At 64.6% G+C, this 23,326-nt stretch carries 22 protein-coding genes; 8 read left to right on the top strand and 14 right to left on the bottom strand.

The features are described from left to right. Position 1: 1 nt before the first annotated feature. The 3 genes from ACLQ7E_RS08175 to poxB all read right to left on the bottom strand — a co-directional run bounded on the left by ACLQ7E_RS08175 (position 2) and on the right by poxB (position 3,827). Positions 2 to 889 carry a 3-keto-5-aminohexanoate cleavage protein gene (locus ACLQ7E_RS08175; RefSeq protein WP_411732082.1) on the bottom strand — a complete coding sequence of 296 codons (888 nt, stop codon included), beginning with the start codon at positions 887 to 889 and terminating at the stop codon, positions 2 to 4. Next, positions 886 to 1,764: a TetR family transcriptional regulator gene (locus ACLQ7E_RS08170; RefSeq protein ID WP_411732081.1), complete on the bottom strand. Its 879-nt coding sequence runs from the start codon at positions 1,762 to 1,764 to the stop codon at positions 886 to 888. Before ACLQ7E_RS08170 ends, ACLQ7E_RS08175 begins: the two co-directional genes overlap by 4 nt. A gap of 338 nt (positions 1,765 to 2,102) precedes the next feature. Further along, entirely contained in the window at positions 2,103 to 3,827 is a 1,725-nt protein-coding gene (poxB, locus tag ACLQ7E_RS08165) for a ubiquinone-dependent pyruvate dehydrogenase (RefSeq protein ID WP_411732080.1), read from the bottom strand. A 191-nt stretch (positions 3,828 to 4,018) separates the two neighbouring features. On the opposite strand from poxB, the gene ACLQ7E_RS08160 reads away from it, so the two are divergent. Next, on the top strand, positions 4,019 to 4,849 hold the full coding sequence (locus ACLQ7E_RS08160) for a thioesterase family protein (RefSeq protein ID WP_411732079.1): 831 nt from the start codon (positions 4,019 to 4,021) through the stop codon (positions 4,847 to 4,849). A 550-nt stretch (positions 4,850 to 5,399) separates the two neighbouring features. Here the strand turns inward: ACLQ7E_RS08160 and ACLQ7E_RS08155 are convergent. The 5 genes from ACLQ7E_RS08155 to ACLQ7E_RS08135 all read right to left on the bottom strand — a co-directional run bounded on the left by ACLQ7E_RS08155 (position 5,400) and on the right by ACLQ7E_RS08135 (position 10,463). Then, complete coding sequence (locus tag ACLQ7E_RS08155; protein WP_411732078.1) at positions 5,400 to 6,692, bottom strand: MFS transporter; 1,293 nt, start codon at positions 6,690 to 6,692, stop codon at positions 5,400 to 5,402. A gap of 71 nt (positions 6,693 to 6,763) precedes the next feature. Next, the gene (locus tag ACLQ7E_RS08150) at positions 6,764 to 8,035 is read right to left on the bottom strand and encodes a hydroxyacid-oxoacid transhydrogenase (RefSeq protein WP_411732077.1); all 1,272 of its coding nucleotides are present in this window, start codon (positions 8,033 to 8,035) and stop codon (positions 6,764 to 6,766) included. Positions 8,036 to 8,219: 184 nt separating this feature from the next. Further along, positions 8,220 to 9,002: an IclR family transcriptional regulator gene (locus tag ACLQ7E_RS08145; RefSeq protein ID WP_411732076.1), complete on the bottom strand. Its 783-nt coding sequence runs from the start codon at positions 9,000 to 9,002 to the stop codon at positions 8,220 to 8,222. Positions 9,003 to 9,169: 167 nt separating this feature from the next. Beyond that, positions 9,170 to 9,745: a hypothetical protein gene (locus tag ACLQ7E_RS08140; RefSeq protein WP_411732075.1), complete on the bottom strand. Its 576-nt coding sequence runs from the start codon at positions 9,743 to 9,745 to the stop codon at positions 9,170 to 9,172. A 106-nt stretch (positions 9,746 to 9,851) separates the two neighbouring features. Beyond that, positions 9,852 to 10,463 carry a uridine kinase gene (locus ACLQ7E_RS08135; RefSeq protein WP_411732074.1) on the bottom strand — a complete coding sequence of 204 codons (612 nt, stop codon included), beginning with the start codon at positions 10,461 to 10,463 and terminating at the stop codon, positions 9,852 to 9,854. Between the two features lie 37 nt (positions 10,464 to 10,500). Between ACLQ7E_RS08135 and ACLQ7E_RS08130 the strand changes: the two genes are divergently transcribed. Next, on the top strand, positions 10,501 to 11,238 hold the full coding sequence (locus tag ACLQ7E_RS08130) for a biotin/lipoate A/B protein ligase family protein (protein ID WP_411732073.1): 738 nt from the start codon (positions 10,501 to 10,503) through the stop codon (positions 11,236 to 11,238). 9 nt (positions 11,239 to 11,247) lie between these two features. On the opposite strand, the gene ACLQ7E_RS08125 is transcribed toward ACLQ7E_RS08130, so the two are convergent. After that, the gene (locus ACLQ7E_RS08125) at positions 11,248 to 11,529 is read right to left on the bottom strand and encodes a hypothetical protein (RefSeq protein WP_411732072.1); all 282 of its coding nucleotides are present in this window, start codon (positions 11,527 to 11,529) and stop codon (positions 11,248 to 11,250) included. A 184-nt stretch (positions 11,530 to 11,713) separates the two neighbouring features. Here ACLQ7E_RS08125 and ACLQ7E_RS08120 point away from each other — a divergent pair, with 184 nt between their 5' ends. Both ACLQ7E_RS08120 and ACLQ7E_RS08115 read left to right on the top strand, forming a co-directional pair. Continuing rightward, positions 11,714 to 13,057, top strand: coding sequence for a TRAP transporter large permease subunit (locus ACLQ7E_RS08120; protein ID WP_411732071.1), 1,344 nt, complete (start codon positions 11,714 to 11,716; stop codon positions 13,055 to 13,057). A gap of 15 nt (positions 13,058 to 13,072) precedes the next feature. Next, positions 13,073 to 13,297, top strand: coding sequence for a hypothetical protein (locus ACLQ7E_RS08115; RefSeq protein ID WP_411732070.1), 225 nt, complete (start codon positions 13,073 to 13,075; stop codon positions 13,295 to 13,297). Here the strand turns inward: ACLQ7E_RS08115 and ACLQ7E_RS08110 are convergent. Continuing rightward, complete coding sequence (locus ACLQ7E_RS08110) at positions 13,294 to 13,977, bottom strand: GntR family transcriptional regulator (protein WP_411732069.1); 684 nt, start codon at positions 13,975 to 13,977, stop codon at positions 13,294 to 13,296. The two genes, ACLQ7E_RS08115 and ACLQ7E_RS08110, sit on opposite strands and share 4 nt — an antisense overlap. A 159-nt stretch (positions 13,978 to 14,136) precedes the next feature. Here ACLQ7E_RS08110 and ACLQ7E_RS08105 point away from each other — a divergent pair, with 159 nt between their 5' ends. Both ACLQ7E_RS08105 and ACLQ7E_RS08100 read left to right on the top strand, forming a co-directional pair. Beyond that, positions 14,137 to 17,052, top strand: a complete 2,916-nt coding sequence (locus ACLQ7E_RS08105) for an FAD-binding and (Fe-S)-binding domain-containing protein (protein WP_411732068.1) — start codon at positions 14,137 to 14,139, stop codon at positions 17,050 to 17,052. Positions 17,053 to 17,295: 243 nt separating this feature from the next. Beyond that, complete coding sequence (locus tag ACLQ7E_RS08100; protein ID WP_411732067.1) at positions 17,296 to 18,417, top strand: zinc-binding dehydrogenase; 1,122 nt, start codon at positions 17,296 to 17,298, stop codon at positions 18,415 to 18,417. A gap of 99 nt (positions 18,418 to 18,516) precedes the next feature. Here ACLQ7E_RS08100 and ACLQ7E_RS08095 read toward each other — a convergent pair whose 3' ends face one another. The 3 genes from ACLQ7E_RS08095 to ACLQ7E_RS08085 all read right to left on the bottom strand — a co-directional run bounded on the left by ACLQ7E_RS08095 (position 18,517) and on the right by ACLQ7E_RS08085 (position 20,617). Then, positions 18,517 to 19,146, bottom strand: a complete 630-nt coding sequence (locus ACLQ7E_RS08095; RefSeq protein WP_411732066.1) for an MBL fold metallo-hydrolase — start codon at positions 19,144 to 19,146, stop codon at positions 18,517 to 18,519. Next, complete coding sequence (locus ACLQ7E_RS08090) at positions 19,146 to 20,231, bottom strand: S-(hydroxymethyl)mycothiol dehydrogenase (protein WP_411732065.1); 1,086 nt, start codon at positions 20,229 to 20,231, stop codon at positions 19,146 to 19,148. Before ACLQ7E_RS08090 ends, ACLQ7E_RS08095 begins: the two co-directional genes overlap by 1 nt. A 113-nt stretch (positions 20,232 to 20,344) precedes the next feature. Continuing rightward, positions 20,345 to 20,617, bottom strand: coding sequence for a glutaredoxin domain-containing protein (locus ACLQ7E_RS08085; protein WP_411732064.1), 273 nt, complete (start codon positions 20,615 to 20,617; stop codon positions 20,345 to 20,347). A 35-nt stretch (positions 20,618 to 20,652) separates the two neighbouring features. Here ACLQ7E_RS08085 and ACLQ7E_RS08080 point away from each other — a divergent pair, with 35 nt between their 5' ends. Next, positions 20,653 to 21,408 carry an SOS response-associated peptidase gene (locus tag ACLQ7E_RS08080; protein WP_411732063.1) on the top strand — a complete coding sequence of 252 codons (756 nt, stop codon included), beginning with the start codon at positions 20,653 to 20,655 and terminating at the stop codon, positions 21,406 to 21,408. Between the two features lie 247 nt (positions 21,409 to 21,655). Here ACLQ7E_RS08080 and ACLQ7E_RS08075 read toward each other — a convergent pair whose 3' ends face one another. Beyond that, entirely contained in the window at positions 21,656 to 22,726 is a 1,071-nt protein-coding gene (locus ACLQ7E_RS08075) for a helix-turn-helix transcriptional regulator (RefSeq protein WP_411732062.1), read from the bottom strand. Positions 22,727 to 22,869: 143 nt separating this feature from the next. Between ACLQ7E_RS08075 and ACLQ7E_RS08070 the strand changes: the two genes are divergently transcribed. Then, entirely contained in the window at positions 22,870 to 23,166 is a 297-nt protein-coding gene (locus ACLQ7E_RS08070; RefSeq protein ID WP_411732061.1) for a hypothetical protein, read from the top strand. The last annotated feature ends 160 nt before the right edge of the window (positions 23,167 to 23,326 follow it).

The following is a 23,326-nucleotide window of genomic DNA, read 5'->3' as shown; positions in this document are numbered from 1 at the left end:
CTTAGGCCGCCTTATCGAGCTTGAGGATTTCACGGGCTTCGTCCGGGGTGGCAACCGAGTGGCCCATCGATTCAACGATCGTGATGGCGCGTTCGGTCAACTGTGCGTTGGTGGCCTTGACCCCCCTGGACAGGTACAGGTTGTCTTCCAGGCCCACGCGTACATGGCCGCCAAGCAGCACCGATTGCGCGACCCACGGCATTTGGTTGCGGCCAATGGCAAACGAGGTCCACTGGGCGCCATCGGGCAGCATGTTCACCATGGCCTGCAGTAGGCCGGGATCGGTCGGTGCTCCGTAGGGGATGCCCATGCAGATCTGATAGAGCGGCGGGGGAGCGATGAGGCCCTCCTCGACCATGACGTTGGCAAACCACAGGTTGCCGGTGTCAAAGATTTCCATTTCCGGCTTCACCCCGAGGTCGCGGATCCGTGCGGCGCCTTCACGCAACATGTCGGGGGTGCTGACATAGAGCTGGGAGCCTTCGCCGAAGTTCAGCGAACCGCAGTCGATGGTGCAGATTTCGGGGCGAAGTTCCTCGACGTGGGCCAGGCGCTCCAAGCCGGAAACCAGATCGGTGCCCGGCATGTGCACGGTGGGGTTGGAGGGATCAATGAAAAGATCCCCGCCCATGCCCGCGGTCAGGTTGATCACCGGGTCCACGTCCGAGGCCTTCACCTGGCGCACGACCTCGCGGTACAGAGCCACGTCGCGTGAACCCTGGCCCGTTGCGATGTCCCGGACGTGGATGTGCACCACGGAGGCCCCGGCTCGGGCGGCGGCGATGGCGTCGGCAGCGATCTGGTCCGGGGAAACCGGAACGTGTTCGCTCCTCGAGGTCGTATCTCCGGCCCCGGTGAGGGCACAGGTGACGATGACTTTACGACTCATGATGTCGCTCCTTGCTGTTGGATGATGGTGCGGTCGATAAAACCACAAATGTTTGCGAACATTTGACTCGGAGTCAGGTTTCCGGTCAAGACCTGGATTCCCATGCCGTCAAACATGGCGGTCAACTCGGCGGTCAGGGTGCCGGGATCGACGGACACGAAATGCCCGGTTGTCTGGCCCGTCGCGATGATGTCGCGCACGGTCGATGTCCAACGCCTGTAGCCCGGGGAGTGGGTGCCAAGCCCCTCCTCGTTGACCGCCAGCTTGGTCCAGGTCTGCAGCCAGATGGACCATTCGGCACGGCCTTCCGCCCCAATCGGAAGCTGGAGCTCGATGAGCCGCTTAAGCTGCGCCACCGGATCCGTGATTGGTTGCAGCTCGGTCACCTGTCGGTCGTAGGCGAGCTTCACCGAGTAATGAAGAGTTTCGGCGAACAGCGCCTGCTTGGTGGGGAAGTAGTAATGCACCGTGGGTGTGCTGACGCCGATATCCTTGGCAATGTCAGCCATTCGGACCGCCGAATAGCCTTGTTCGGAGAACAACCACCAGGCTCGTTCGATGATGCTTCGACGTCGCTGGGCATGCTTTTCATCCTCCCGATGGCGCTGGGGAAGGATGTCTTGCGGCGGCGCAGCGGAGGGTGTCGGGCTCGAGTCCGACCCGGTGATTAGCCAATTGGCAGTCACCCCGGTCACCGTTGCCAGTGACACGATTTCCTCGCTGGTGAACTTTCTGGTTCCCCGGAGAGATTTGGAGAGCTTGGACTCTTCGAATCCTGTTCGGCGCGCGATCTCACGCTGCGGCAGGCCAGTGTTGCGAATGGCGTCACGAGTGCGCTCGGCTATTCCTGAGGGGAGGCTTTCTGGTTCAGGCATGTTGCAACACTAGGCGTAGTTTTGCGATTTAAGCAAGGCATCTGACTATAAGTCAGAAATTTATTGCGATTTTTCTGCCCATTCGATACGTGGAGGGTTTGCTTAACGCGGGCCGGCTTGAACCATGCTCCTGGTCGTTGAGTCGACGGAGTGCACCATCGACCGGGTAGCCGCCGATTCAGCAAACACCGTCGCAGGTGGTGCGACGGAGGGTTGTTTATCTACCGGGCATGGATTGTGTGGGAGCGATCGAGGATGGTGCGTGGACGGGGGAGGCACCCGCTGGCTGACGCATGAAGCAGGCGCCTCCGACATCGGGGCGCCTGCGGAGTTGGATGCTAAAAGAGCTGGCGCCAGTTCGTGGCGGCCAGGTCCAGCAATTCGTCGCCCTTGCCGGAAAAGACGGTACGGATTGCATAGAGCGCAAAGCCCTTGGCCTGCTCCGCGGAAATGGCCGGCGGCATCGAGAGTTCCTGGCGATCGGTCACGACATCGACGAGGGCGGGTCCGTCATGGGCCAGGGCTTCACGCAGGGCCTGCGGCAGGTCCTGCGAATTCGCCACGCGGAACCCGCGGATTCCCATGGCCGTGGCGACGTCGGCGAAGTTCGGGTTGGACAGGTCCGTGGCGAAGGTGACGAACCCGGCGGCCTTCATTTCCAGCTCGACGAAGTTCAGCGAGGAGTTGTTGAAGACAACGATCTTGACCGGAAGTTTCGACTGCACCAGGGTGAGCAGGTCGCCCATCAGCATGGCCAGCCCGCCGTCGCCCGAGAGTGTCACGACCTGCCGGTCCGGATGTGAGGCTTGGACGCCGATGGCCTGGGGGATCGAGTTGGCCATGGTGCCGTGGTTGAAGGATCCCAGCAGCCTGCGCCGCCCGTTCATGGTGAGGTAGCGGGCTGCCCAGACCACCGGGGATCCGACATCCGCCAGGAATACGGCGTCTTCGTCCGCCAATTCGTCCAGGGTGCGGGCCAGGTATTGCGGATGGATCTTCGCGCCCTTGCGCGAGGGGGTGGCCAGGTCGTCGAGCTTCTCGCGGGTCTTGCGGTAGTGCTTCTGCGCGTCCTGCAGGTGCGTGGTGCCGGTCTTGCGCTCCAGCAGCGGGACCAGGACGTCCAGGGTGTCGGCCACGGTGCCGACCAGGCCGGCGTCGATCTTGGTGCGCCTGCCCAGCTGTTCCCCGCGCACATCGACCTGGATGATTTTCGCGTCCTGCGGGTAGAACTGCTGGTAGGGGAAGTCGGTGCCCAGGAGCAGGATGGTGTCCGCGGCGTCCATGGCCCGGTACCCGGAGGCGAAGCCGAGCAGGCCTGTCATCCCGACGTCGTAGGGATTGTCATATTCGATGTGTTCCTTGCCGCGCAGCGCGTGCACCACCGGGGCGCCCAACACCCCGGCAATGTTCACCACCTGCGCGTGGGCCCCGGCAACGCCGGCTCCGGCCAGGATGGTGACCCGCTTGGCGGCGTTGAGCAGGCCTGCCGCGCGGGCAAGGTCCTCGGCGTGGGGCAGGACCGCCGAACGGCTGGCGGTGATCACCGAGACACCGGTGCCCTTGGCCTCGGCCAGGGCGACGTCCCCGGGGATGACCAGCACCGCGACCCCGCGCCGCTCGACCGCGGTGCGCATGGCGATCTCCAGCAGCCGCGGCATCTGCTCCGGGGCGGAGACCGTCTCGCAGAACACGCTGGCCTCACGGAAGAGCTCGGCCGGGTGGGTTTCCTGGAAGTAGTTGCTGCCGATTTCGGACGTGGGGATGTGCGCCGCGATGGCCAGCACGGGGACGCGGTTGCGGTTTGCGTCGTAGAGGCCGTTGATCAGGTGCAGGTTTCCCGGTCCGCAACTTCCGGCGCAGACCGTGAGGTTCCCCGTCATTTCCGCTTCGGCGCCGGCGGCGAATGCGGCGGTCTCCTCGTGCCGAACCGGCAGCCAGGCGATGGACCCGTCCTTGCGCATGGCGTCGGTGAGCCCGTTGAGTGAATCTCCGGCCACCCCGTAGATCCTTTTGACTCCGTTGGCCTTGAGGGTTGCGATCATGGTTTCGGCGACAGTTGGCATCGGTATCTCTTCCTGCGGGTCGGGGCGATTGTTCCTCACCCTACGCGGGCGACTCGGGGCCCGCCAAGGGGTCGGTGCTGGTCACCAGGCGTATTGCCGCCGGTCCGATTGTGGTCCGCGTCGCATTGCTGGTTAAGCTGGAAACCGGACATACGGTGGCATTGTTGCCACGGGAACGAGGGGCAAGGACCATGACGCAAACGGCGGCCGAACAGAATCTTCCGGAACTCGCGGTGGGCGATTTCTACTACCTTCCCACCGGCGTGGGCACCTACCGCTCCACCGTGCACGCCCAGGGCGCCTGGAACCCGCACGAGCAGCACATGGCTCCGGCCACCGGGGTGTTGGTTCACGCCCTGGAGCTTTTCGAGCCGCGCAGCGACATGCGCATGGCACGGGTGAGCCTGGATATCCATGGGATCATCCACGGCGGGGAGTTCGAGGTTCTGACCCGGATGATCCGCCCGGGCCGCACCATCGAGCTCATCGAGGCCCAGATGGTTTCGCAGGGGCGCACCTGCATCGTGGCCCGCGGCTGGCGCCTCAAGACTCTGGACAGCTCCGCGGTGGCGGCCACCGAGGACGCCCCGGTCATCCACCCCGAGGAGCTTGCCGCCTTCGTCGGCATGTCGCCGTGGCCCGGCGGGTATATCCGTGGCCTGGAATTCCGTGGCGCCGACGGACACCGCCCGGGCAAGGGCGTGGTGTGGATGCGCAACGACTTCGAGATGGTGGCAGGCACCCACACCTCGGACCTGGTCAGGCTGCTGGGGATGGTGGACACCGCCAACGGTGTGGCGCCGCGCGTGGAACCGGGTCCCGGCTCCTGGATGTTCCCGAACGTGGACCTGCAGATCCACATGCACCGCAAGCCTGCGGGGCAGTGGCTGGGGATCGAGGCCCAGCAGACCTATGGAACCGACGGCATCGGGCTGACCAGTGCCGTGCTGCACGATGTGCACGGGCCGTTCGGGCGCAGCGAACAGATCCTCACCGTGCGTCCGGCCCCGGCAGGCCTCTAGCGCTCGAGGCCAGGTGGCCCGGGGGCGTTCGACCGGTCGACTAACGTGAAAGTAGCCTTCCAGCGGCCGGAGGCGGGGCGTGTTCCCGGTTTCTGCTGATGATGTTCGGTGGCGGCACCTGTGCTGAATCGAGCTTGCCGGCGACACGGACCTTGAGCAGAAACGCCACCACCATTTGACTCCGCCTGATCGCCTGGGGACGCCCGCCGCGTCCTCAACCGGTGAAGGCATTGGCCGTCGCCTGACGGAAGCACCGGGCGCGGGAATGTGACCGCAACCCGTGGGCAGGTTTTCACGACCGCCGGCCTCCGTTCCCGGCTGGCACGTGGTCTCGCGCAAGGTCCCTCATTTGGGCCGGAGAGTTCGCCGCGGTAGATTCTTGGACCGCAACGCACCCGCGGCCCGAAATGTAGGCCCGAGAGTGTTGCATACGTTCTTGGAACGCCACGGGTCAAGCATTTGGGGGCTCGCCCTCAGCGTACTGAGTAGCGAGCCCCAACGTGCTGTATCAAAAATGTATGCCTACGCCGCTACAGGGTTGGATGTGGGATCAGGCAACGGAGCCTTCGCGCTGATGAGGCAAGACTTCAATGTCTTCCGCTACGTCGATGAACATGTCCTTGCGTCTGATAGCCATGGTGCAAACGGCGCTGACCACGGTGATGGCCAGGATGTAGGCGACGATCAGGCCAAGGCCACCATTCGCTTCGCGGAGCAAGAATGCCAGCAGAAGCGGAGTCATGCCCGATGCGAAGATCCCGGAGACCTGGTAGACCACGGAAATTCCGCTGTATCGGACTCTGGTCGGGAAGAGCTCCGAGAAGAGCGCTGCTTCCGGCGCGTAGATTATGGGGTAGATAATCCCCAGCACGATTACGATGGTTCCGACGACGACCAGCGTGTTTCCGGTACCCATGAGCAGCAGCGCGGGGTAAGTGATGGCTCCAAGTATGAGAACTCCAGCCGTGTACATCTTGCGTCGGTCAATGTGATCGGAGACCTTTCCCATGATCGGAATGGCAACCACCATCGTTATGGCAGCAGCCATTACTGCCAGAAGTATGGTGTTCTTCTCCAACTTAAGGGTCCCGGTGCCGTAGGCAATGACGAATACCGCCCAGAGATTGAACGCGACCCCTTCCGCCCAGCGGCTGCCCATGCCCAAGAAGATGTGTCGGCGATTCTTGGGGTTCTTCATCAGTTCAAGTGCCGGGATGGTTGCTTTCGCCTCCACGGATGCCAGCTTGCGGAACGCGGGGGTTTCCATGACCTTGAGTCGGATGAATAGCCCGACCCCAACCAATACCGCGCTGAGCATGAACGCGATGCGCCAACCCCATGCGAGGAACGCGTCGTCGGTCAATAGCCCGCCTAGCAAGGCAAATACGCCTGTGCCCAGGACCAGCCCGATGGCTAGGCCGATCTGTGGGAAGCTGCCGTAGAATCCTCGTTTCCCTTGTGGGGCGTACTCGACGGCCATGAGCACTGCGCCTCCCCACTCGCCGCCAACGGCAACACCTTGGGCGATGCGCATGATTATCAGGAGGATTGGTGCGGCAACGCCGATGGCTTCGTAGGACGGAATGACCCCGATGAGGAACGTCGCAATGCCCATGATGAACATCGTGGTCACCAATGTGGTCTTTCGGCCAATCTTGTCGCCGATGTGCCCAAAGACCAATCCGCCGATGGGTCGGGCAACAAAGCCGACGGCAAAAGTCGCAAACGCGAGCAGTGTCCCGATGAGTGGATCGGCGGTCGGGAAGTAGAGCTTGTCGAAGACCAACCCAGCGGCCATGCCATAGAGGAAGAAGTCATACCACTCGACGGTTGTGCCAACCACGCAAGACAGCATGACCGTTCGGATGTCCTTTTTGGAGAACTCCGTTTGCGCCGGGCTCCCGGCCGCGGCGCTCACAACGACTCCCGGAAGATCGCTTTCAGTGCCTCGCGGGACACGGGGCGCGGGACGACCGCTAGCTGCCGTGTCTGTTTCATGGTTCCTTCAACCAGGATGTCCAAGTCCTCTTCGCCGTAGCCGAAGCTTCGGAGGCCTGCAGGCATTTCAATGTCCGTCATGAGCTCGGTGAGCACGTGAGCCAGCGCGTCGGCGCCGTCGGTGGTCGTGAACGTCTGGCCGCTGAGAAGCTCCGCGGCACGGAGGTGGCGCACAGGGTCACCGGCGTAGGTCCAGCGGAAGACCGCCGCTGCCGTCGCCGACACAGCTTGGCCGTGGGGGACCATGGGCATCGCCGGGTAGCCTTCCGCCTGGTAGTTTTTCACGGCTCCCGCAATTGGGTAGGCGTTGGCGTGCGGCAAGTGGGTTCCGGCATTTCCAAAGCCCGTGCCTGCCGAGGTGGACGCAAGGGACATTTGGTAGCGGGCCTCCAAATCGCGCCCGTTCATGACCGCCCGGCGCAAGTATTTGCCGACCAGCCGAAGTGCTTGTTCGCACCAGATGTCACTGATGGGGTTGGCTCCGCAGAATGCGGGGCGTTTTGTTGGGTCCTCGGGTGCAGGCTTGGAATCGAAGGAGACGCTGGTGTAGCTCTCCAGGGCGTGGGACAAAACGTCCATGCCACTGGCCGCAGTAACCTGTCGTGGCAGCGAGACAGTCGTCAACGGATCAACGATGGCCATGGTGGGGCGGAGCTTGGCGTGGCTGATGCCAGCCTTCAAGTGCAGTCCGAGGAAATCGATGACGCAGATGGAAGTTGATTCGGAGCCCGTCCCGGATGTGGTTGGCACCGCGATGAGTGGTTTCAGGGGCAACCATGGCGCTTTCCCTGCGCCAATGGGGGCCGTGACGTAGTCAAGTAGTTCGCCCGGATGCGTGGTGAGAAGGTTGACGGCCTTGGCCGTATCGATGGCGGACCCGCCGCCGACGGCTATGTAGCAATCCCAGTCATGTTCACGAGCGAAGGCAACCGCGTGGTTGATGCTTTCATCGGTCGGCTCGACCGATACGCCATCAAAGACCTCCGTCTTGATTCCGGCAGCAACGAGTGTTTGTTCGATTTGGTCGGGAATGCCGGTATCGCGTACGCCTGCGTCGGTGATCACAAGGCAGGATTGTGCGCCCAATCCCGCGACTTCAAACCCAATTTCCTTGAGAGCTCCAACACCAAACTTGAGCGGTGGGGCGGCCCAAGTGAAGATTGTTTCATTCGTGGTCTGTTCGAACATTCGAAACCCCTTTGGTTCACTATGTGGGGAGGGTCCCCACATCATGGGGTCCACCATACGCACAGAAGTTATTGGCTGTGAAGTGGATCACGAACATTTTTTTGATATTCCTTGGTGCTCGGTTCGATGTCCTGCCCGCTTCCGGACAGGCAAATCCCGTGGAAGGTGCTGCAGCGGGGGCAAGCTAGGGGGCCAGAGGGCGGTCCAGGGGAACGAAGTTCGAAGCTTCCCGTGCCGCAACCATTATTCGTTGACCGAGTTCGCTGACGCGAGAGGTTGGCATTCTCACGGCAGGTACTTGGATGACGATGGCTGCTTGGGCATTTCCGAAGGCGTCAAGAACCGGAGCGCCGACGCTGCGAACACCCTCGACGTTTTCCTGTTCATCAATACTGAAACCGCGTTCACGGGTTTCCTGAATGACTTGTTCGAGGTCCGTGCGAGTTCCCAGCGAATGGGGCGTTACTTTTTCCAGGCGCGTCGGCAATGTGCCTAGATAGTCTGATGCGTTCGGGGAAAACGCCAGGATTGCCTTGCCGGACGCCGTCGTGTATAGCGGGAACCGCGCGCCAGTGTGCTGCTCGAAGCGAAGTGGAAGAGTGGATTGAACCCGCAGCATCACCACGGATTCGTGGGATTCCCTGATGGATAGATTGACGGATTCTTCTGTTTCCTGGTTTAGCCGCTTGAGGATTGGCAGCATCTTGTCCAAGCCGAATCCGCGCTGGGCGGCTTGGCCCAGCAGAACGGCGCCGCTGCCGAGAAAGTATGAATCGGTCTGTGGGTTTCGTGCCACGAGGCGCTCGGCGGCCAGTGCCCTCATGATGCGGTTGGCCGTTCCTGAGGAGAGGCCGAGCTTTTCGGCAACTTCACTGATTGACTGTTCTGTTCCAGTTTCGCTCAACAGACGCAACACGCTAAGGGCGCGCCCTACGGCTTGTGTTCCTGTGGGGGGAGCTTCAGTCATACGCTGAGTCTAGCAACTGGGCATTTTGAACGAACTTTCAGTGTTTTACCTGCGGCATCGCAGAGGAAGTAGGCCTGATCCGCCGCTCAGCGACATCCCGGAGGGTTTGAGCCTGCCCACGGAAACAATCGTGGCGGGTGTGCCGGCCCCGGCAGGTCTTTAGCCGTTCAGGCCAGGTTGCCCGGGGAGTTTGCGAGCGCCCGCTCGGCCCGCCGGAATGCCGATTCGAGTTCGATGACGGCCTGCGGGTAGTCGACTCCCGGGCCATCGGATTCCGGGGCGGGCCGCCGGTGGCGCAGGTGCTCGGCCCGCGCCAGGGCCCTGGCCAATGCGGCCGTCTCCGGGACGTGCACGTCGTTCATCCCCGGGTTCTCGATGGCGGCGGCCGGGTCCAGTTCGTACCGGCTCCACGCCCTGAGCACCAGGTCGTGTCGCGCCTCGCAGGCCGAGCGCGCGGCGGCAAGCCTGGATGCTGCTTCCGCGGCGGCTCGCCGTTCGGCTTCGCGCGTGAGATACCTGCCGGTGGCAAGGCAGCTGCCGGAAACCGCCGCCAGCACCGCAACCCCGGCCAACGGGTTCAGCACTGCGGCGCCCAGGGCCAGCGGGGCCAGCACGCTCAGACCGGAGAAGCCGTACCAGAACCGGGCATCCGGATCCTGCTTCAGGGTGGGCCCGGAGACCATGAGCCATGTTGTTCCGATGCCCACGAGCATGGCGAACAAGCCAAGTGTTGGGGCCAGCACACGCCACCTCCGGGTCCACGGCCCGGCGTCGCGAAATTCCGGACCTCCTGGTCCATTGCAACCCGAACCGCAACGATGGTCAAGGGGGGTGCGCCGCGGAATCGGCTCAGGACGTGGTGGTGGCCAACACTGCCTTGAGCGCCTTCTTCTTCATCGGGCAGAATCCGGCGTCCAGGTGCCGTGCTCGGATGTGCCGATCGGCACGGAAGAGTGCGTAGCCGCGCTTGAGCAGGAACAGCAGCGGCTTGCGCCGCTCCCGCACATCACGCACGAAGCGCCGGGCCGCGGTGCCAACAGCCGAAACCTCGATGTAGTACGCCTGCACCGGCACGCCGAGGCGCTGCAGCGGCGCCAGGATCTCGGAAACGAAGATCCCCTCGGCGACCAAAGGCCCGCCGTTGAGTTCGATCCCGCGCATCGAGTCGTAGCTGGAGGTGCTGATCGAATAGTTCGGCACCTGGGTCGCCCCGTTTTCGAGCAGTTCGATGAGGGCATCCACGGCCAGGGCGCAATTCCAGGTGCCCGGATGGTCCCAGTCGATTTCGCCGTAGCCGGTCTGCGGCAACGGGGCATCGGGGGTGTGCTCGGAGATCTCGCGGTAGAAGTTGTCCAGCTCCACGTGGGGTCGGCCGAAGCGCTGGGCCAGGTAGGACTTTCCGGATCCGGAGGCCCCTCCCAGCAAGATCAGGGGTGAATGTTGTTTCGGCACGACATCCATTATTCACCGCCGCGCATCCGGACCTAGAATCGTGCCCATGAGTCTTTGGAATCCCGATGTCGATCACCGGCTGAACGTTCGCATCGAGGAGCCCTCCGGGGATCCGGAGGCGGACCTGAAGGCAGGGATCGGGCTACTCACCGCGGTGCGCGACGGGGATGCGCCGGCGGCGCTGCGGATCTACCGGCCGGACCCGACCCTGGCGTTCGGGCAACGCGACGTGCGCCTGGACGGCTATGCGCTGGCAGTGGCGCGGTCGCTGGAACACGGCTTTGCCCCGGTGGTGCGCAAGGCCGGGGGACGCGCGGCCGCCTACCACCGCGGCACGGTGATCGTGGACCATGTCGAACCCGCCGCCGAGGCCATGATGGGGCACCAGCACCGCTTCAAGGTCCTGGGTGCCCTCTACGCCGAGGCCCTGCGCCGCGGCGGCATCGACGCGCGGGTGGGGGAAATCGCCGGGGAGTACTGCGCCGGGGAATACAGCGTCCACGGGATGCCGGGGACGGCGTCCCGAACGCGGAACGCCGTGAAGCTGGTGGGTACCGCGCAGCGCGTGGTGTCCGGGGCCTGGCTGTTTTCCAGCGTGTTCGTGATCGAGGATTCCTCGCCCATCCGGGCGTTGCTGGACGACGTCTACCAGGCCATGGAAATCCCGATGGACCCGGCCACCGTTGGTGCTGCCGATGACCTGCTTCCCGGGTACACGACCGAGAGGTTCATCGCGGACCTGCTGGCCGAGTATGCGCTGCATGCGGAGCTTGTCGGGGCGTAGCCGCAGCCCTCAATGCCAGCGCCTGCCCACGGCCAGGCCCGCCCAGAATGCGGCGGCGCAGGCGGCCAGGACGACTAGCAGCCAGCTGGTGATCTGCAGCGGGCCGAGAAAAAGCATGCCCGGGTCGAACGCGCCCCCGCTCATGGGCGCGTAGGCGAACCAGCCGAAATCGGCGACCTGCCCACTGCCCGAGACCAGTGTCGCGACGCCCGCCAGCAAGGCGGCCACCGCAGCCAGTGCCACAATCCTCCGTAGGGCTTTTCCTCGTGGACCCCGTGGTGCATGGCCCATCTCCGACGCATCATTCAGGTGCTTCAGTCTGCCCTTCCTCCGCGTCGAAGGCCATGTGGGAGAGTGCTTTTACGAGGACTGGGGAGCCCGGGAGAGGTAGACATCGGCGAGGTCAGGAGTGTGGCCTGTAACATGCTACTGTGTGTGAGAACACAAATTTCCCCCTATTCGAAAGGTGCTGCCCATGGGTGTGCTGGCACTCGGCGTTTTCATCGCAGTCACAGTACTCATCAACGTCGTGTTGAAACGACGTATCTCCGAAGCCCTGATTATTGCGTTGATCGCCTGCGCCCTGGTTGGCGGCGCAAGTGCGCCGAAGTTGCTCTACGATGCGGTCGCCGAGGGCTTTCGGTCCGAGGTCACGTTTGCCGGTCTGGCATTCGTCTTCATGGGCGTCATCGTTGCCTCCACGGGATTGATCGAACGGCTTATCCACATCCTGAACTCAATGTTCGGGCGCGTACGCGGCGGATCGGCCTACGTTTCGACGCTGGGTTCGGCTGCCATCGGCTTGGTGGCGGGCTCCACCGCCGGAAACACCGCCACCGTGGGATCGGTGACGATCCCATGGATGAAGGAAAACGGGTGGTCCTCCACGCGCAGTGCCACCCTGGTGGCAGGCAACTCAGGTTTGGGTGTGGCACTGCCTCCCAACAGCACGATGTTCATCCTGTTGGCCATGCCTGCAGCCGTGGGTGTTGCCACCGGGCAGGTGTACGTTGCCCTGGGGGTTGCCGGTGCCTATTGCGTGCTCTACCGCATGGTGTTGGTCTTTTTCTGGACCCGCAGGGACAACATCCCGCTCCCTGATACGACGAATCTGACCCCGCTCCGCACCGCGCTGCACGAGGGCTGGCGCTCGTTGCTGATCTTCGTTGGCATTGCGGTTCCGGTCGCCGTGACTTTCGGCCCGCTGTACGAATTCCTTGCCACCGAGGACGTCATTGGCAAATCCAACATGTCCGCAATCTCCATCATCGTATGGGTGCCGATCCTCATCTCAGTGATTGCCCTGATCGAGGGGCGAAAGCGGCTCTTTGCCAGCAAGGCCGCGTTCGGGAAGCTGTTGAACAAGGAGATCCCGCAGTTTGCCACCGTCGGCGTCTCGCTGTTTGCTGCCTTGAGCGCGTCCAACATCATGGAAGCGCTCGGTGTGGGTCCCCAGCTCAGCGAATTCCTGGGAGGGCTGTCCCTGCCCAAGGCGGCCATCGTGGCGATCGTCTGCATCATGGCCGTCATCGTTGCCACTCCGCTGTCCTCGACCGCGAGCGCCGCAGCCATCGGGGCACCTGCCGTGATGGCGCTGGCCTCCGTGGGCGTGCACCCCGTGGTTGCCATTATTACTGTGTTGATCTGTACCTCAACCGAGGGGGCCTCGCCGCCCGTGGGTGCGCCGATCTACTTGGCCGCCGGCCTGGCCGAGGCCAACCCCACCAGGATGTTCATGCCGCTGATTACCTATTTCGTGATCCCCGTCGTGGTGATTGCCTGGCTGTTGGGCATGGGCTGGTTGCCCATCCCGTTCTAAGACGAAGGAGACACTATGAAATTCATCAAGCTTATGTTCTTGCTGTTTCTAGCTGCATTTATGCTCGGCGGCCTCATTTTGGTGACCGGCCAGATCGTAGGGGTGCTGACGCTCAATGGCGCACTGGTTGGCGGCAGCAAGGATGTCCTATCCGGGATCACCTTTGCCGCCGCGACGGCCGCGGGGCTCTGCGCGTTCGTGCTGCAGTACTCCAAGTCACCGGTGGCCGAGGAAGACTAGTAGCCCTGCGTCAGGTCCGTCCATAGCTGGTCGGGATTCAGGTCCAGACCCTGCGCGGCGATGGCCTGCGTAACCAAAAGCCGCCCGGTCCGTGTGAGGTGATCCCGCATGGCCGCGGCGGCTTTTGCGCTTTGGCCCGCTTTGACGGCCTCGATGATGGGTGAGTGCTCCTCGATGATGTCGGCTAGGGTGCGCTGCTTGCCTGCAGTTGAGACGCCAAGAAGGCGAGTTGCCACGCGAAGCCGGTTGACAATGTCGCGTCCGCGGTTCGATCGCGCCGCGCCCAGGATCAAGTCGTGCAATTCCTGGTCGAAGGCGAAGAATTCGTCTTCGGCGTCGGCCTCAGCGGCCGTGCGCATCTTTTTCTCGAGGGCCACCAAGGCCTCGGTGAGTTCCGGTGTACAGGAAGTCGCTGCGCGTGAGGCTGCTGGAACCTCAAGGGCAAGCCTTAGTGAAAAGATTTCCGCAACGTCATACGGGCTGGTGGGAATGATGCGAAAACCGCGGTTGCGCGCGAATTCGATCAGGCCCGCCTCTTCGAGGCGCAGCAGTCCGTCGCGGACGGGAGAGCGGGATATGCCCAAAAGGTCAGCGATTTGATACACGCTGTACAGCTTTCCCGTTTCGAGTTCGCCGGAAATCACCGCGGCGCGCACGAAATCCATGACCTGGTCGGTCAAGGTCGCCCCACGCTGCGGCAAGGGGGATGAGGCAGGACTAGTCATGTCCTGATTCTCTCACCCATCTCGGCGACTGGACGCGTCATTTCGCCCACGGCATCTTTCATATGCCTGTAACATGTTACTCTGGTTTCAATTGCCCAACGAGAGGTCCTTCTTATGGAAACCCTTCCGCTTACATCCCCGCCGACATCGGCGAGCGCCGAGATGCGCTCCCGGCTGCGAACTGACATGACCACCCGTGCCGCCTACATCTCCGACGCCTCTATTTTCAGGCGTGTCCCGGCGGCCGTGCTGGAAGTGCGCAGTGACGACGATATCGCCGAAGCCCTGGGCTATGCGCAGGAGCAGGGACTGAGCGTCACGATGCGCGGCGGCGGGACCTCGGTTGCGGGCAACGCGATCGGCGAGGGCCTGGTCCTCGACACCTCGCGCCACTTCAACAAGATCCTGGAGATCGATCCGGTTGCCCGAACCGCTCGCATCCAGCCCGGGGTGATCTGCGATGCCCTGCGAGATGCGGCAGCCGAATTCGGGCTGACCTATGGTCCGGATCCCTCCACCCACAGCCGCTGCACCGTGGCGGGCATGGTGGCGAACAATGCCTGCGGGTCCCACTCGCTGGCCTGGGGAACGGCTGCGGACAATGTCGAATCGGTCAAGGTCATGCTGGCCGACGGTTCCACCGTCACCCTCGGTTCAACTGGCACCGATGACCACGAGCTCAATGTCGAACTGAAGAAGTTGCGGGATGCGAACCTGTCCACGCTGCGCACCGAATTGGGACGCTTCCCCCGCCAGGTCTCCGGCTACGGGTTGCACTACCTGTTGCCGGAAAACGGGTTCAACACCGCCCGCGCCTTTGCCGGCACCGAGGGCACCTGCGGGGTGATCACCGAGCTCACCGTGAAGCTGGTTCAAAAGCCCAAGGCCACTGCCCTGACGGTGCTCGCCTTCGAAACCGTCTTTGATGCGGCCGCCGCGGCCGCGACCATGCGACGGCCGGGCATCACCACGGCGGAGGGCATGGGCGGGGATCTCCTTGATGCCCTGCGTTCGCGCCCCGGCCAGGAGCTGGCCGGTTCCGAGCTTCCGGGCATGAGCGGACCCTACGGATCGATCGAGCGGGCCGGTGGTTGGCTCTTCTGCGAAACGGCCGGGGACACCCCCGAGGGCGCGCGTGCCCTGGCCGAGGCACTTGCCGCCGAATACCTGGCCGCGGATGCCGTCAGTGCCATAGACGCCGTGGTAGTCACCGAGCACGCTTCGGCCCGGGCGCTGTGGCGTATCCGCGAGGCATCTGCCGGTATCGTGACCCGGCTCCCGGACGGGGGAGAGGCCTGGCCTTCCTGGGAGGACTCGGCAGTTCCTCCCGAGCACCTTGCCGACTACCTGCGTGATCTCTATGCCTTGATGGCCGAGCACGGTCTGCGCGGCATCCCCTTTGGGCACTTCGGGGAGGGATGCGTGCACGTGCGCATCTCCTTCACCCTGGGAACCGAGGAAGGCATGGGGATCTTCCGCTCCTTCATGGAGGCAGCGGCCGAGACCGTCGCCCGCTACGGTGGATCGCTTTCCGGCGAACACGGGGATGGCCGTGCCCGCTCCGAACTGCTGGACCGGATGTACAGCCCCGAGGCCATGAACGCGTTCAAGGGCTTCAAGAAAATCTTCGACCCGACCGACCTGTTCAATCCCGGGGTGCTCATCGATCCGGAAACGATCGATGACAGACTGCGCCCCGGGCCCGGGCAGCGCAAGCACGAACTGTTGCCTGTTCACGTGCTCTCCCGCGATCGCGGCTCGCTGGTCAACGGCGTCAACCGCTGCGTCGGGGTCGGGTTGTGCCGCTCGGACGAGGGAGCGATGTGCCCCTCCTTCCAAGCCACCGGCGACGAGGTGCACTCCACGCGGGGTCGGGCACGGGTGCTGTCGGAGATGTTCCGCGGCGAGTCCCTGCCCTCGGCCTACAAATCCGAGGAGGTCAAGGAGGCATTGGACCTGTGCCTGTCCTGCAAGGCCTGTGCCTCCGAATGCCCGGTGAACGTGGACATGGCCACCTACAAGTCCGAATTCCTGCACCGCTTCTACGAGAAGCGGCTGCGCCCCATGGCCCACTACACCATGGGCTGGCTGCCGTTGCTCACCCGGATCCTGCATCTGGTCCACGGGGCTGCCGGTGCCACCAACGCGCTGCTGCGGCTCAAGCCGGTCGAACGCCTGGTCAAGAAGCTTGGCGGAATCGAACCGACGCGCAAGATGATCTCCTTCGCCCCCGAGTCCTTGCAGACCTGGTCCAGGAAACGCGGCAACACCCCTGCGGGCGAGGCCGGGACCGTGGTGCTCTGGCCGGACTCCTTCAACAACCACCTGGACACCAGCCCCGGCAAGGCTGCGGTCGAGGTGCTCGAGGCCCTCGGATACACGGTCATCATCCCCGACGGATTCGTCTGCTGCGGGCTAACCTGGCATTCCACCGGGCAGCTGGATGCGGCCCGCAGGGTCATCCGGCACACGCTGAAAGTCATGGAGCCGCTGCTCGAGGCCGGCTACCCGGTCATCGGGCTGGAGCCCTCCTGCACCGTGATGCTCGGCCACGAAATCACCGAGCTCGTTCCGAACGACCCGCGAGCGGCCGCCCTGGCCGCAGCGGTGGTTCCCTTCGGCGAACTGGTGGCCAGACACGTCCCGGTCGACGGGAAACCAAGTGTGGCATGGCCCTTCGGCAAGCTCAATGTTGGCGCCGTCTCCCAGGTACACTGCCACGAACGCTCCCAGGGCGACCATTCGCCATCGGCCAAGGTGCTCGCCTCCGTGGGCATTGATGAGCGCGAGATCGAAACCGGGTGCTGCGGGCTGGCCGGAAACTGGGGGTTCGAGCCCGGACACGCCGAGCTCTCCCGCACCCTCGGCGAGCGCGAGCTCTTCCCCGCGATCCGTGGGCGGGCGACGGGCGATTTGGTGCTGGCCGACGGATTCTCCTGCCGCACCCAGATCTCCGAGGGCACCGATGCCTCGGGACTGCACCTGGCTCAGGTGCTCGCCGCCGCACGCCTGGATCCCACGCGGAGCTAGTCGCCGGCCACTGGCTGGGGAGCCCCCGGGCAGCGCATGCACACACCGTGTGCATGGGTGTGCATTGCATGGCGGGACGGACCGGGCAATACTCGGCCTAATGCACCGAGCATTGCCCGACCCTCCGGAGGTACCTGACATGGCCGAGATGCCGGCACCCACCCACTATCCGCCGCTGGCCGCCGAGCAGGCCTCCCTGGTCACCGGGGCCTCCCATGTACTCGACGGCGGGTGGAACGCCTGATGCGCGCCGCGATCCTGCGCGAGCTGCCCAGACAAGGAAGCGGCAGCTATGCCGAGAGCCTGCCGCTGGCCATCGAGGAACTGGCCACGCCGCTCCCGCGCGCCGGGGAGGTCGGCGTGGAGATCATCTATTCCTCCCTGTGCCATTCGGACCTCTCGGTCATCAACGGCTCCCGTCCCCGTCCGCTGCCCATGGCCCTGGGCCACGAGGCGGTCGGACGGATCGCCTCCCTGGGCGCGGGAGTGGGACACCTGGAAATCGGCACCAAGGTCGTGCTGGTCTTCGTGCCCGGCTGCGGCGAATGCCGCGCCTGTGCGGCCGGGCGCCCGGCCCTGTGCCACAGGGCCGCGGTGAGCAACGCCGCCGGGGACCTGCTCCACGGGCCCGCGCTGCTGCGCGGGGCCGGCGGGGAACGGATCAACCACCACCTGGGAGTATCCGCCTTCGCCGACCACGCTGTGGTCGCCGCCGAATCGGTGGTGCCGATCGATGAGGACGTGCCCGACGAGGTGGCTGCCATGTTCGGCTGTGCGGTGCTCACGGGCATCGGGGCCATCAGGCACACCGCCCGGCTGGAAAAGGGACAATCGATGATCGTCTACGGACTCGGTGCCGTGGGGCTGGCGGCGGTCATGGGGGCGGTGCTTGTGGGCGCCGGCAGCATCATCGCCATCGATCCCAACACGGCAAAGCACGAACTCGCCCTGGCCACCGGGGCCACCGCCGTCGGGACGCCCGAGCAGGCCCGGGCACTGGTCGCCGAGGCCACAGGTGACGGGGTCGATGTGGCGATCGAGGCCTCGGGCTCGGCCCGGGTGATCGGCGAGGCGCTTCATGTGCTGACCCGCGGAGGAGCGGTGGTCTGCGTGGGGCTGCCGCACCCGGATGCGGAACTCACGGTTCCGGCGCTGACCTTCGCCGGGGCGGGCAAGCGCCTGCTGGGCTCCTACATGGGGGACGCCAGACCCGCCGAGGACATCGCCTTCTTCGTCAGGGCCTGGCGCGAGGGCAGGCTCCCGGTCCACCTGCTGCACAGCGACACCCGCCCGCTGGAGGAGATCAACCAGGCCCTGGACGCGCTGGCCGAGGGCCGGGTCATTCGCCGACTGCTGAAACCCTGATGCAAGCGCAGGAACCAAAGACCCCGTAAAAAGGGTGTGGGCGGCAAGGGAACGGTTTCCCGTTCACTTGCCGCCCACCCCGGGGTCTTGCGCGTGTGGCTAGTGCCCGCGCTTGATCCATTCATCCAAGTTCGGGGCCTCGGCCCCGATGGTGGTGGCATCTCCGTGGCCTGTGTTCACCACAGTGGTGGCCGGGAGGGTGAGGAGGCGTTCGCGGATCGAGTCGACGATGGTCTCGAAGCTCGAGTAGCTGCGCCCGGTCGCGCCCGGTCCGCCGTTGAACAGCGTGTCGCCGGAAAACACGGTTCCCAGGGACTCGGCGTAGAAGCAGGTCGATCCGGGGGAGTGCCCGGGGGTGTGCAGTGCCACCAGGGTGGTGCCGGCAACCTCGAACGTGTCACCGTCGGTGATCTCTGCATCAGCTGCGGTGCCCGGGAAAATGGCTTCCCAGAGCATCGCATCGGCCGGGTTCAAGTGCACAGGTGCCTGGACCAGGTCCGCGAATTCGCGGGCGTAGCGGATGTGGTCATCGTGCCCGTGGGTCAGCAGCACTGCCTTGACCGTGCGGTTGCCCACGGCTTCCTTGATCCTGGCAGGCTCGTGGGCCGGATCGATCACGAAGACCTCATTCTCGTCCCCGATGATCCACACGTTGTTGTCCACGTCCCAGGTTCCACCGTCGAGGCTGAAGGTGCCCGAGGTGACGAGGTTTTGGATCTGTGCGCTCATTAGAGCTCAACCACCGAGCGCAGGACCTTGCCCTCGCCCATCTTGGTGAAGGCTGCCTCGATGTCGCCCAGTCCGATGCGCTCTGAGACGAACGCATCCAGGTCCAGGCGGCCGAGCTTGTACTGCTCGACCAGCATCGGGAAGTCGCGGCTTGGCAGGCAGTCGCCGTACCAGGAGGATTTCAGCGATCCGCCGTGGCCGAAGACATCCAGCAGCGGCAGCTCCAGCTTCATCTCCGGGGTCGGGACGCCCACCAGCACCACGCGGCCGGCGAGGTCGCGGGCGTAGAACGCCTGCTTGTAGGTTTCCGGGCGGCCCACGGCCTCGATGACCACGTCGGCGCCGAAGCCGCCGGTGACGGCCTTGATGCCCTCGACAGCGTCGGAGGTCTTGGAGTTCACGGTGTGCGTGGCACCCATCTTGGTGGCCATGGCCAGCTTGTCATCATCGATGTCCACCGCGACGATGGTGGTGGCCCCTGCAAGCTTCGCGCCGGCGATGGCGGCGATGCCGACCCCGCCGCAACCGATCACTGCCACGGACTCGCCGCGCTTGACCTCGCCGGTGTTCATGGCGGCACCGATGCCGGCCATCACGCCGCAGCCCAGCAAGCCCACGGCTGCGGGATCGACGTCCTCATCGACCTTGGTGCACTGCCCGGCGGCGACCAGGGTCTTCTCGGCAAACGCGCCGATGCCCAGGGCCGGCGAGAGCTCGGTGCCGTCCTCCAGGGTCATCTTCTGCGAGGCGTTGGCGGTGTTGAAGCAGTACTGCGGGGTGCCCTTGGCACAGGCGCGGCACTGGCCGCAGACCGCGCGCCAGTTCAGGATCACGCGGTCGCCGACGGCGACGTTGTTCACGCCTTCGCCGATCTTGGAGACCACGCCGGTGGCCTCGTGGCCCAGCAGGTACGGGTAGTCGTTGCCGATGCCGCCGAGCTTGTAGTGCAGGTCGGTGTGGCAGACGCCGCAGGTGAGGATGTCAACCACTGCCTCGCCCGCAGCGGGGTCGGGAACAATGATGGTCACCGTCTCGACGGGGGCATCCTTGGCTCGGACGATTACTGCCTGGACCTTTTGTGACATGTCACTCCAATTCTTGCGGGGCGGTCGCGCACGCGCGCGACAAATACGTAAACGTGAAAGGGGTGCCGCCTGCCTTTCGGCAAGTGGCACCCCTCCATCCAAGCACAGCCTGACTAGACGCGCTCGAGGACTTCCTCAATCCGCGGGTTTGTTGCGGCGGTTCCGTCCGGGAAGATCAAGGTCGGGACGGTCTGGTTCCCGCCGTTGAAGGCCTCCACCAGCTCGGCGGTTCCCTCGACTTCCTCGATATTTACCTCGGTGTAGCCGATCCCCTTGGCATCCATGAGGCGCTTGAGGTTGCGGCAGTAGCCGCACCACGAGGTAGTGAACATCGTGACCGCGCCGGCCGCGGGAATGTAGGGGGCAATTTTTTCATTTTCACTCATACCTCATGTAACCACGGGCGTGAGAGTCTTATTTCATGTGCGGACGATATGTGATGGCCAAGGCAATCGGCGACCTGGTGGCGGAGGCGGAGGCCGAGGCCGACGCGAACCTGGAACTGCGGCAATCCTGGAACATTGCCCCGACCACCGACGTGCCGATCGTGCTCGAGCGCCTCGTCGAGGGGACGGTGCGCCGGCAGGTGCATGTGGCCAAGTGGGGGCTGGTTCCGGTGTGGGCGAAGGACCCCGCCGTGGGCGTGCGTGCCTTCAACGCCCGCAGCGAGACGGTCATCGAGAAGCCGACGTTCCGCGCCGCGGTGAAGGCCCGGCGTTGCGCCGTGCCGGCGGAGGGATATTACGAATGGCTGGCCGGGGACACCCCCAAGGCCAAGAAGCGCCCGTTCTATGTGCATCCGGCCGATGAGTCGCTGATCTTCTTTGCCGGCCTCTACGAATGGTGGAAGGACCCCTCCAAGGAGGACGGGGATCCGGGGCAGTGGCTGCTCACCACCTCGATCCTCACCTGCCCGTCTCCGGAGGCGGATTCCGAATCGCCGGTCCTGCAGGAACTTCACGGGCTGCATGACCGGCTGCCGATCCCGCTGGCCAAGGATTCGCTGGCCGAATGGCTGGACCCGGAAAACAAGAACGCCGCCGAGTTGGTGGAAATGGTTCGAGCCGGGGCCGATGACGTGGCTTCGGGCTGGGAACTGCGCGAGGTCGACCCGGCGGTGGGCAACGTGCGCAACAACGGGCCCGAACTCATCGAGGCGCACTCGGGGTTGTTCTAGGCTTCGGTGGCTTCGGCACTGAGTGGAAGGCGCCGCCGAAGTTTCGGCAGGCCGCGGTTGGCCATCACATATCGTCCGCACATGAAACGGGTCGGACGTTCTCGGTCGCGGACCGGTGGCCACGGTGCCGACCGCCTACGTATCAATGCGCATGGCGCAGGGTGTGCCCCGGAAGGGGGAGCGTCCCGCACCGCTGGGCGCTGTAGAGGATTGCCTGCATCGGCTGATCCGGCCGCCCGGCTGCACGTCATCTACCGCACGCCGTGGCCACCAGGGCGCCTCGGCTTTGCACCCCGCACTTGCCAAAGAGGGACTTGAACTGGTCCTGCACGGTGTACCTGCCGATGCCCAAGGTATGCGCCAGGGCCGCGGTGTCCAGGCCGCTGGCTGCAAGTTCAAGCAATTGGCATTCGCGCGGGCTCAGCGCGAAACACCGCTGAAAGACCGCCATGCGTTCGGCGGGCAACGCATCCTGGATGGTCACCGCGATGGGTGCCGCCGCGCCACCGGCCGGTGAGTTCATGCGCGAGGCCGACAAACGCGCCCACACGCCTTCGCCGACGTGGACCAGTGAGCTGGCCGGGTGCCCATCGACGCGTTGTTCGGTGGCCAACAGCTGTGCGGCCACGTTGAGCACCTCCGCCGGGATGCCCTGGTGAGGACTGGGACCGGGCTGCAACAGATCCAGCCAGAGGGCGGCCGAACCCGTCTGGCTGATGATGCGCAGGTCGTCGGCCAGCACCAGCACCGCCTGGTCATGGGTGGGCGCCCCGGCATCGGTGCCGACCTGGAACTGGCGCGCCGAACAATGGCGAAGGCCGGTGGCGATCACCGGGGCCAGTGCCGAAAGCTGTTCCGCTTCCTCGCCGGTGAATGTGCCGGCACCGTCGCCCCGCCACAAATCGAGCCAGCCCCAGATACCCCACCTGTCGGCAAAAACCATCGAGAGGACGTCGGTGATTCCGTACCGGCAGAGGACCCGTGCCCAGGATTCGCTGCGGGACAGCTCTCCGTCGGTCACCGCGGCCAGCGAGATGGCGTGGACTGGATTGGTCGACAGTGACGTCCACCGGTTCAGCGCCGTGGCGTACTTGAGGGTTATCAGCAGGGGCAGTTCCTCGGGACACGGAATGCGGGCCATCGGGGAGATGCCGACGGCGGTGAGCGGATCGGCCAGCGGCCACACCCAGGCTTCGTGCCCGATGAACCCGGCGATTTCCCGAAGCACCGCGCGCCGGTATTCGTGGCTCTCGAGCCGCGCGTCATCCAAGGCGGCAATGCGCTGAACGCAGCGGCCTTGGGCCCACCTGCTTCCCATGTGACAAGTATGCGCGCACGCCTTGCACGCAGGGGGTGCGGAGAGGCGGGGTATCCCAGAAAACTGGGATGGTGACATGCCTGGCGTCGCGCCTACGCTCAAGGCATCGGCCACGGAAGCGGCCCCGAGGAAAGGAAAGCGTGATGTACACGCTCCAGATAGAACATGGCGTCAAGGACTTCGAGATGTGGAAGGGCGCATACGGCGCAGACCCGCTGGGACGGGCCGACTCCGGCGTCCTGGCCGAGCGCATCTACCGCCCCGTCGATGACGAGCACTATGTCGTGCTGGACTTGGATTTTGCCTCCCGCGAGGAAGCCGCGGAATTCCTGGATCGGCTACGGTCCAACGTGTGGTCCACCCCCGCGGCTTCCCCCGCACTGGCCTCGGGGCCGAAGACACGCATCGTGGAGCAGGTGAGCGGCGCCCGCCTGCAGTAAGGCCCTGATCTTTGGAAGTAGCCGGGGAACAGCGGAAATCGCCATACCTGCACCTGACACGTGGCGCGTTGCTCTCGTTGGATCCCGCGCAAAACGAGAATAGGCCCGGCCCCGGCTACGTACAAGTGCGTATGGCGCAGGACGCGCCCTGGGGGAAGAC

The organism is Paeniglutamicibacter sp. (assembly GCF_046714615.1).
Lineage (GTDB): Bacteria > Actinomycetota > Actinomycetes > Actinomycetales > Micrococcaceae > Paeniglutamicibacter.
This window is presented reverse-complemented; position numbering and strand designations above follow the sequence as displayed.

Excerpts from the sequence above, each read along its gene's own strand:
- ACLQ7E_RS08175 (WP_411732082.1), bottom strand. The coding sequence starts at position 889 with ATGAGTCGTAAAGTCATCGTCACCTGTGCCCTCACCGGGGCCGGAGAT.
- ACLQ7E_RS08170 (WP_411732081.1), bottom strand. The coding sequence starts at position 1,764 with ATGCCTGAACCAGAAAGCCTCCCCTCAGGAATAGCCGAGCGCACTCGT.
- poxB (WP_411732080.1), bottom strand. The coding sequence starts at position 3,827 with ATGCCAACTGTCGCCGAAACCATGATCGCAACCCTCAAGGCCAACGGA.
- ACLQ7E_RS08160 (WP_411732079.1), top strand. The coding sequence starts at position 4,019 with ATGACGCAAACGGCGGCCGAACAGAATCTTCCGGAACTCGCGGTGGGC.
- ACLQ7E_RS08150 (WP_411732077.1), bottom strand. The coding sequence starts at position 8,035 with ATGTTCGAACAGACCACGAATGAAACAATCTTCACTTGGGCCGCCCCA.
- ACLQ7E_RS08145 (WP_411732076.1), bottom strand. The coding sequence starts at position 9,002 with ATGACTGAAGCTCCCCCCACAGGAACACAAGCCGTAGGGCGCGCCCTT.
- ACLQ7E_RS08135 (WP_411732074.1), bottom strand. The coding sequence starts at position 10,463 with ATGGATGTCGTGCCGAAACAACATTCACCCCTGATCTTGCTGGGAGGG.
- ACLQ7E_RS08130 (WP_411732073.1), top strand. The coding sequence starts at position 10,501 with ATGAGTCTTTGGAATCCCGATGTCGATCACCGGCTGAACGTTCGCATC.
- ACLQ7E_RS08125 (WP_411732072.1), bottom strand. The coding sequence starts at position 11,529 with ATGGGCCATGCACCACGGGGTCCACGAGGAAAAGCCCTACGGAGGATT.
- ACLQ7E_RS08120 (WP_411732071.1), top strand. The coding sequence starts at position 11,714 with ATGGGTGTGCTGGCACTCGGCGTTTTCATCGCAGTCACAGTACTCATC.
- ACLQ7E_RS08115 (WP_411732070.1), top strand. The coding sequence starts at position 13,073 with ATGAAATTCATCAAGCTTATGTTCTTGCTGTTTCTAGCTGCATTTATG.
- ACLQ7E_RS08105 (WP_411732068.1), top strand. The coding sequence starts at position 14,137 with ATGGAAACCCTTCCGCTTACATCCCCGCCGACATCGGCGAGCGCCGAG.
- ACLQ7E_RS08100 (WP_411732067.1), top strand. The coding sequence starts at position 17,296 with ATGCGCGCCGCGATCCTGCGCGAGCTGCCCAGACAAGGAAGCGGCAGC.
- ACLQ7E_RS08095 (WP_411732066.1), bottom strand. The coding sequence starts at position 19,146 with ATGAGCGCACAGATCCAAAACCTCGTCACCTCGGGCACCTTCAGCCTC.
- ACLQ7E_RS08090 (WP_411732065.1), bottom strand. The coding sequence starts at position 20,231 with ATGTCACAAAAGGTCCAGGCAGTAATCGTCCGAGCCAAGGATGCCCCC.
- ACLQ7E_RS08085 (WP_411732064.1), bottom strand. The coding sequence starts at position 20,617 with ATGAGTGAAAATGAAAAAATTGCCCCCTACATTCCCGCGGCCGGCGCG.
- ACLQ7E_RS08080 (WP_411732063.1), top strand. The coding sequence starts at position 20,653 with ATGTGCGGACGATATGTGATGGCCAAGGCAATCGGCGACCTGGTGGCG.
- ACLQ7E_RS08075 (WP_411732062.1), bottom strand. The coding sequence starts at position 22,726 with ATGGGAAGCAGGTGGGCCCAAGGCCGCTGCGTTCAGCGCATTGCCGCC.
- ACLQ7E_RS08070 (WP_411732061.1), top strand. The coding sequence starts at position 22,870 with ATGTACACGCTCCAGATAGAACATGGCGTCAAGGACTTCGAGATGTGG.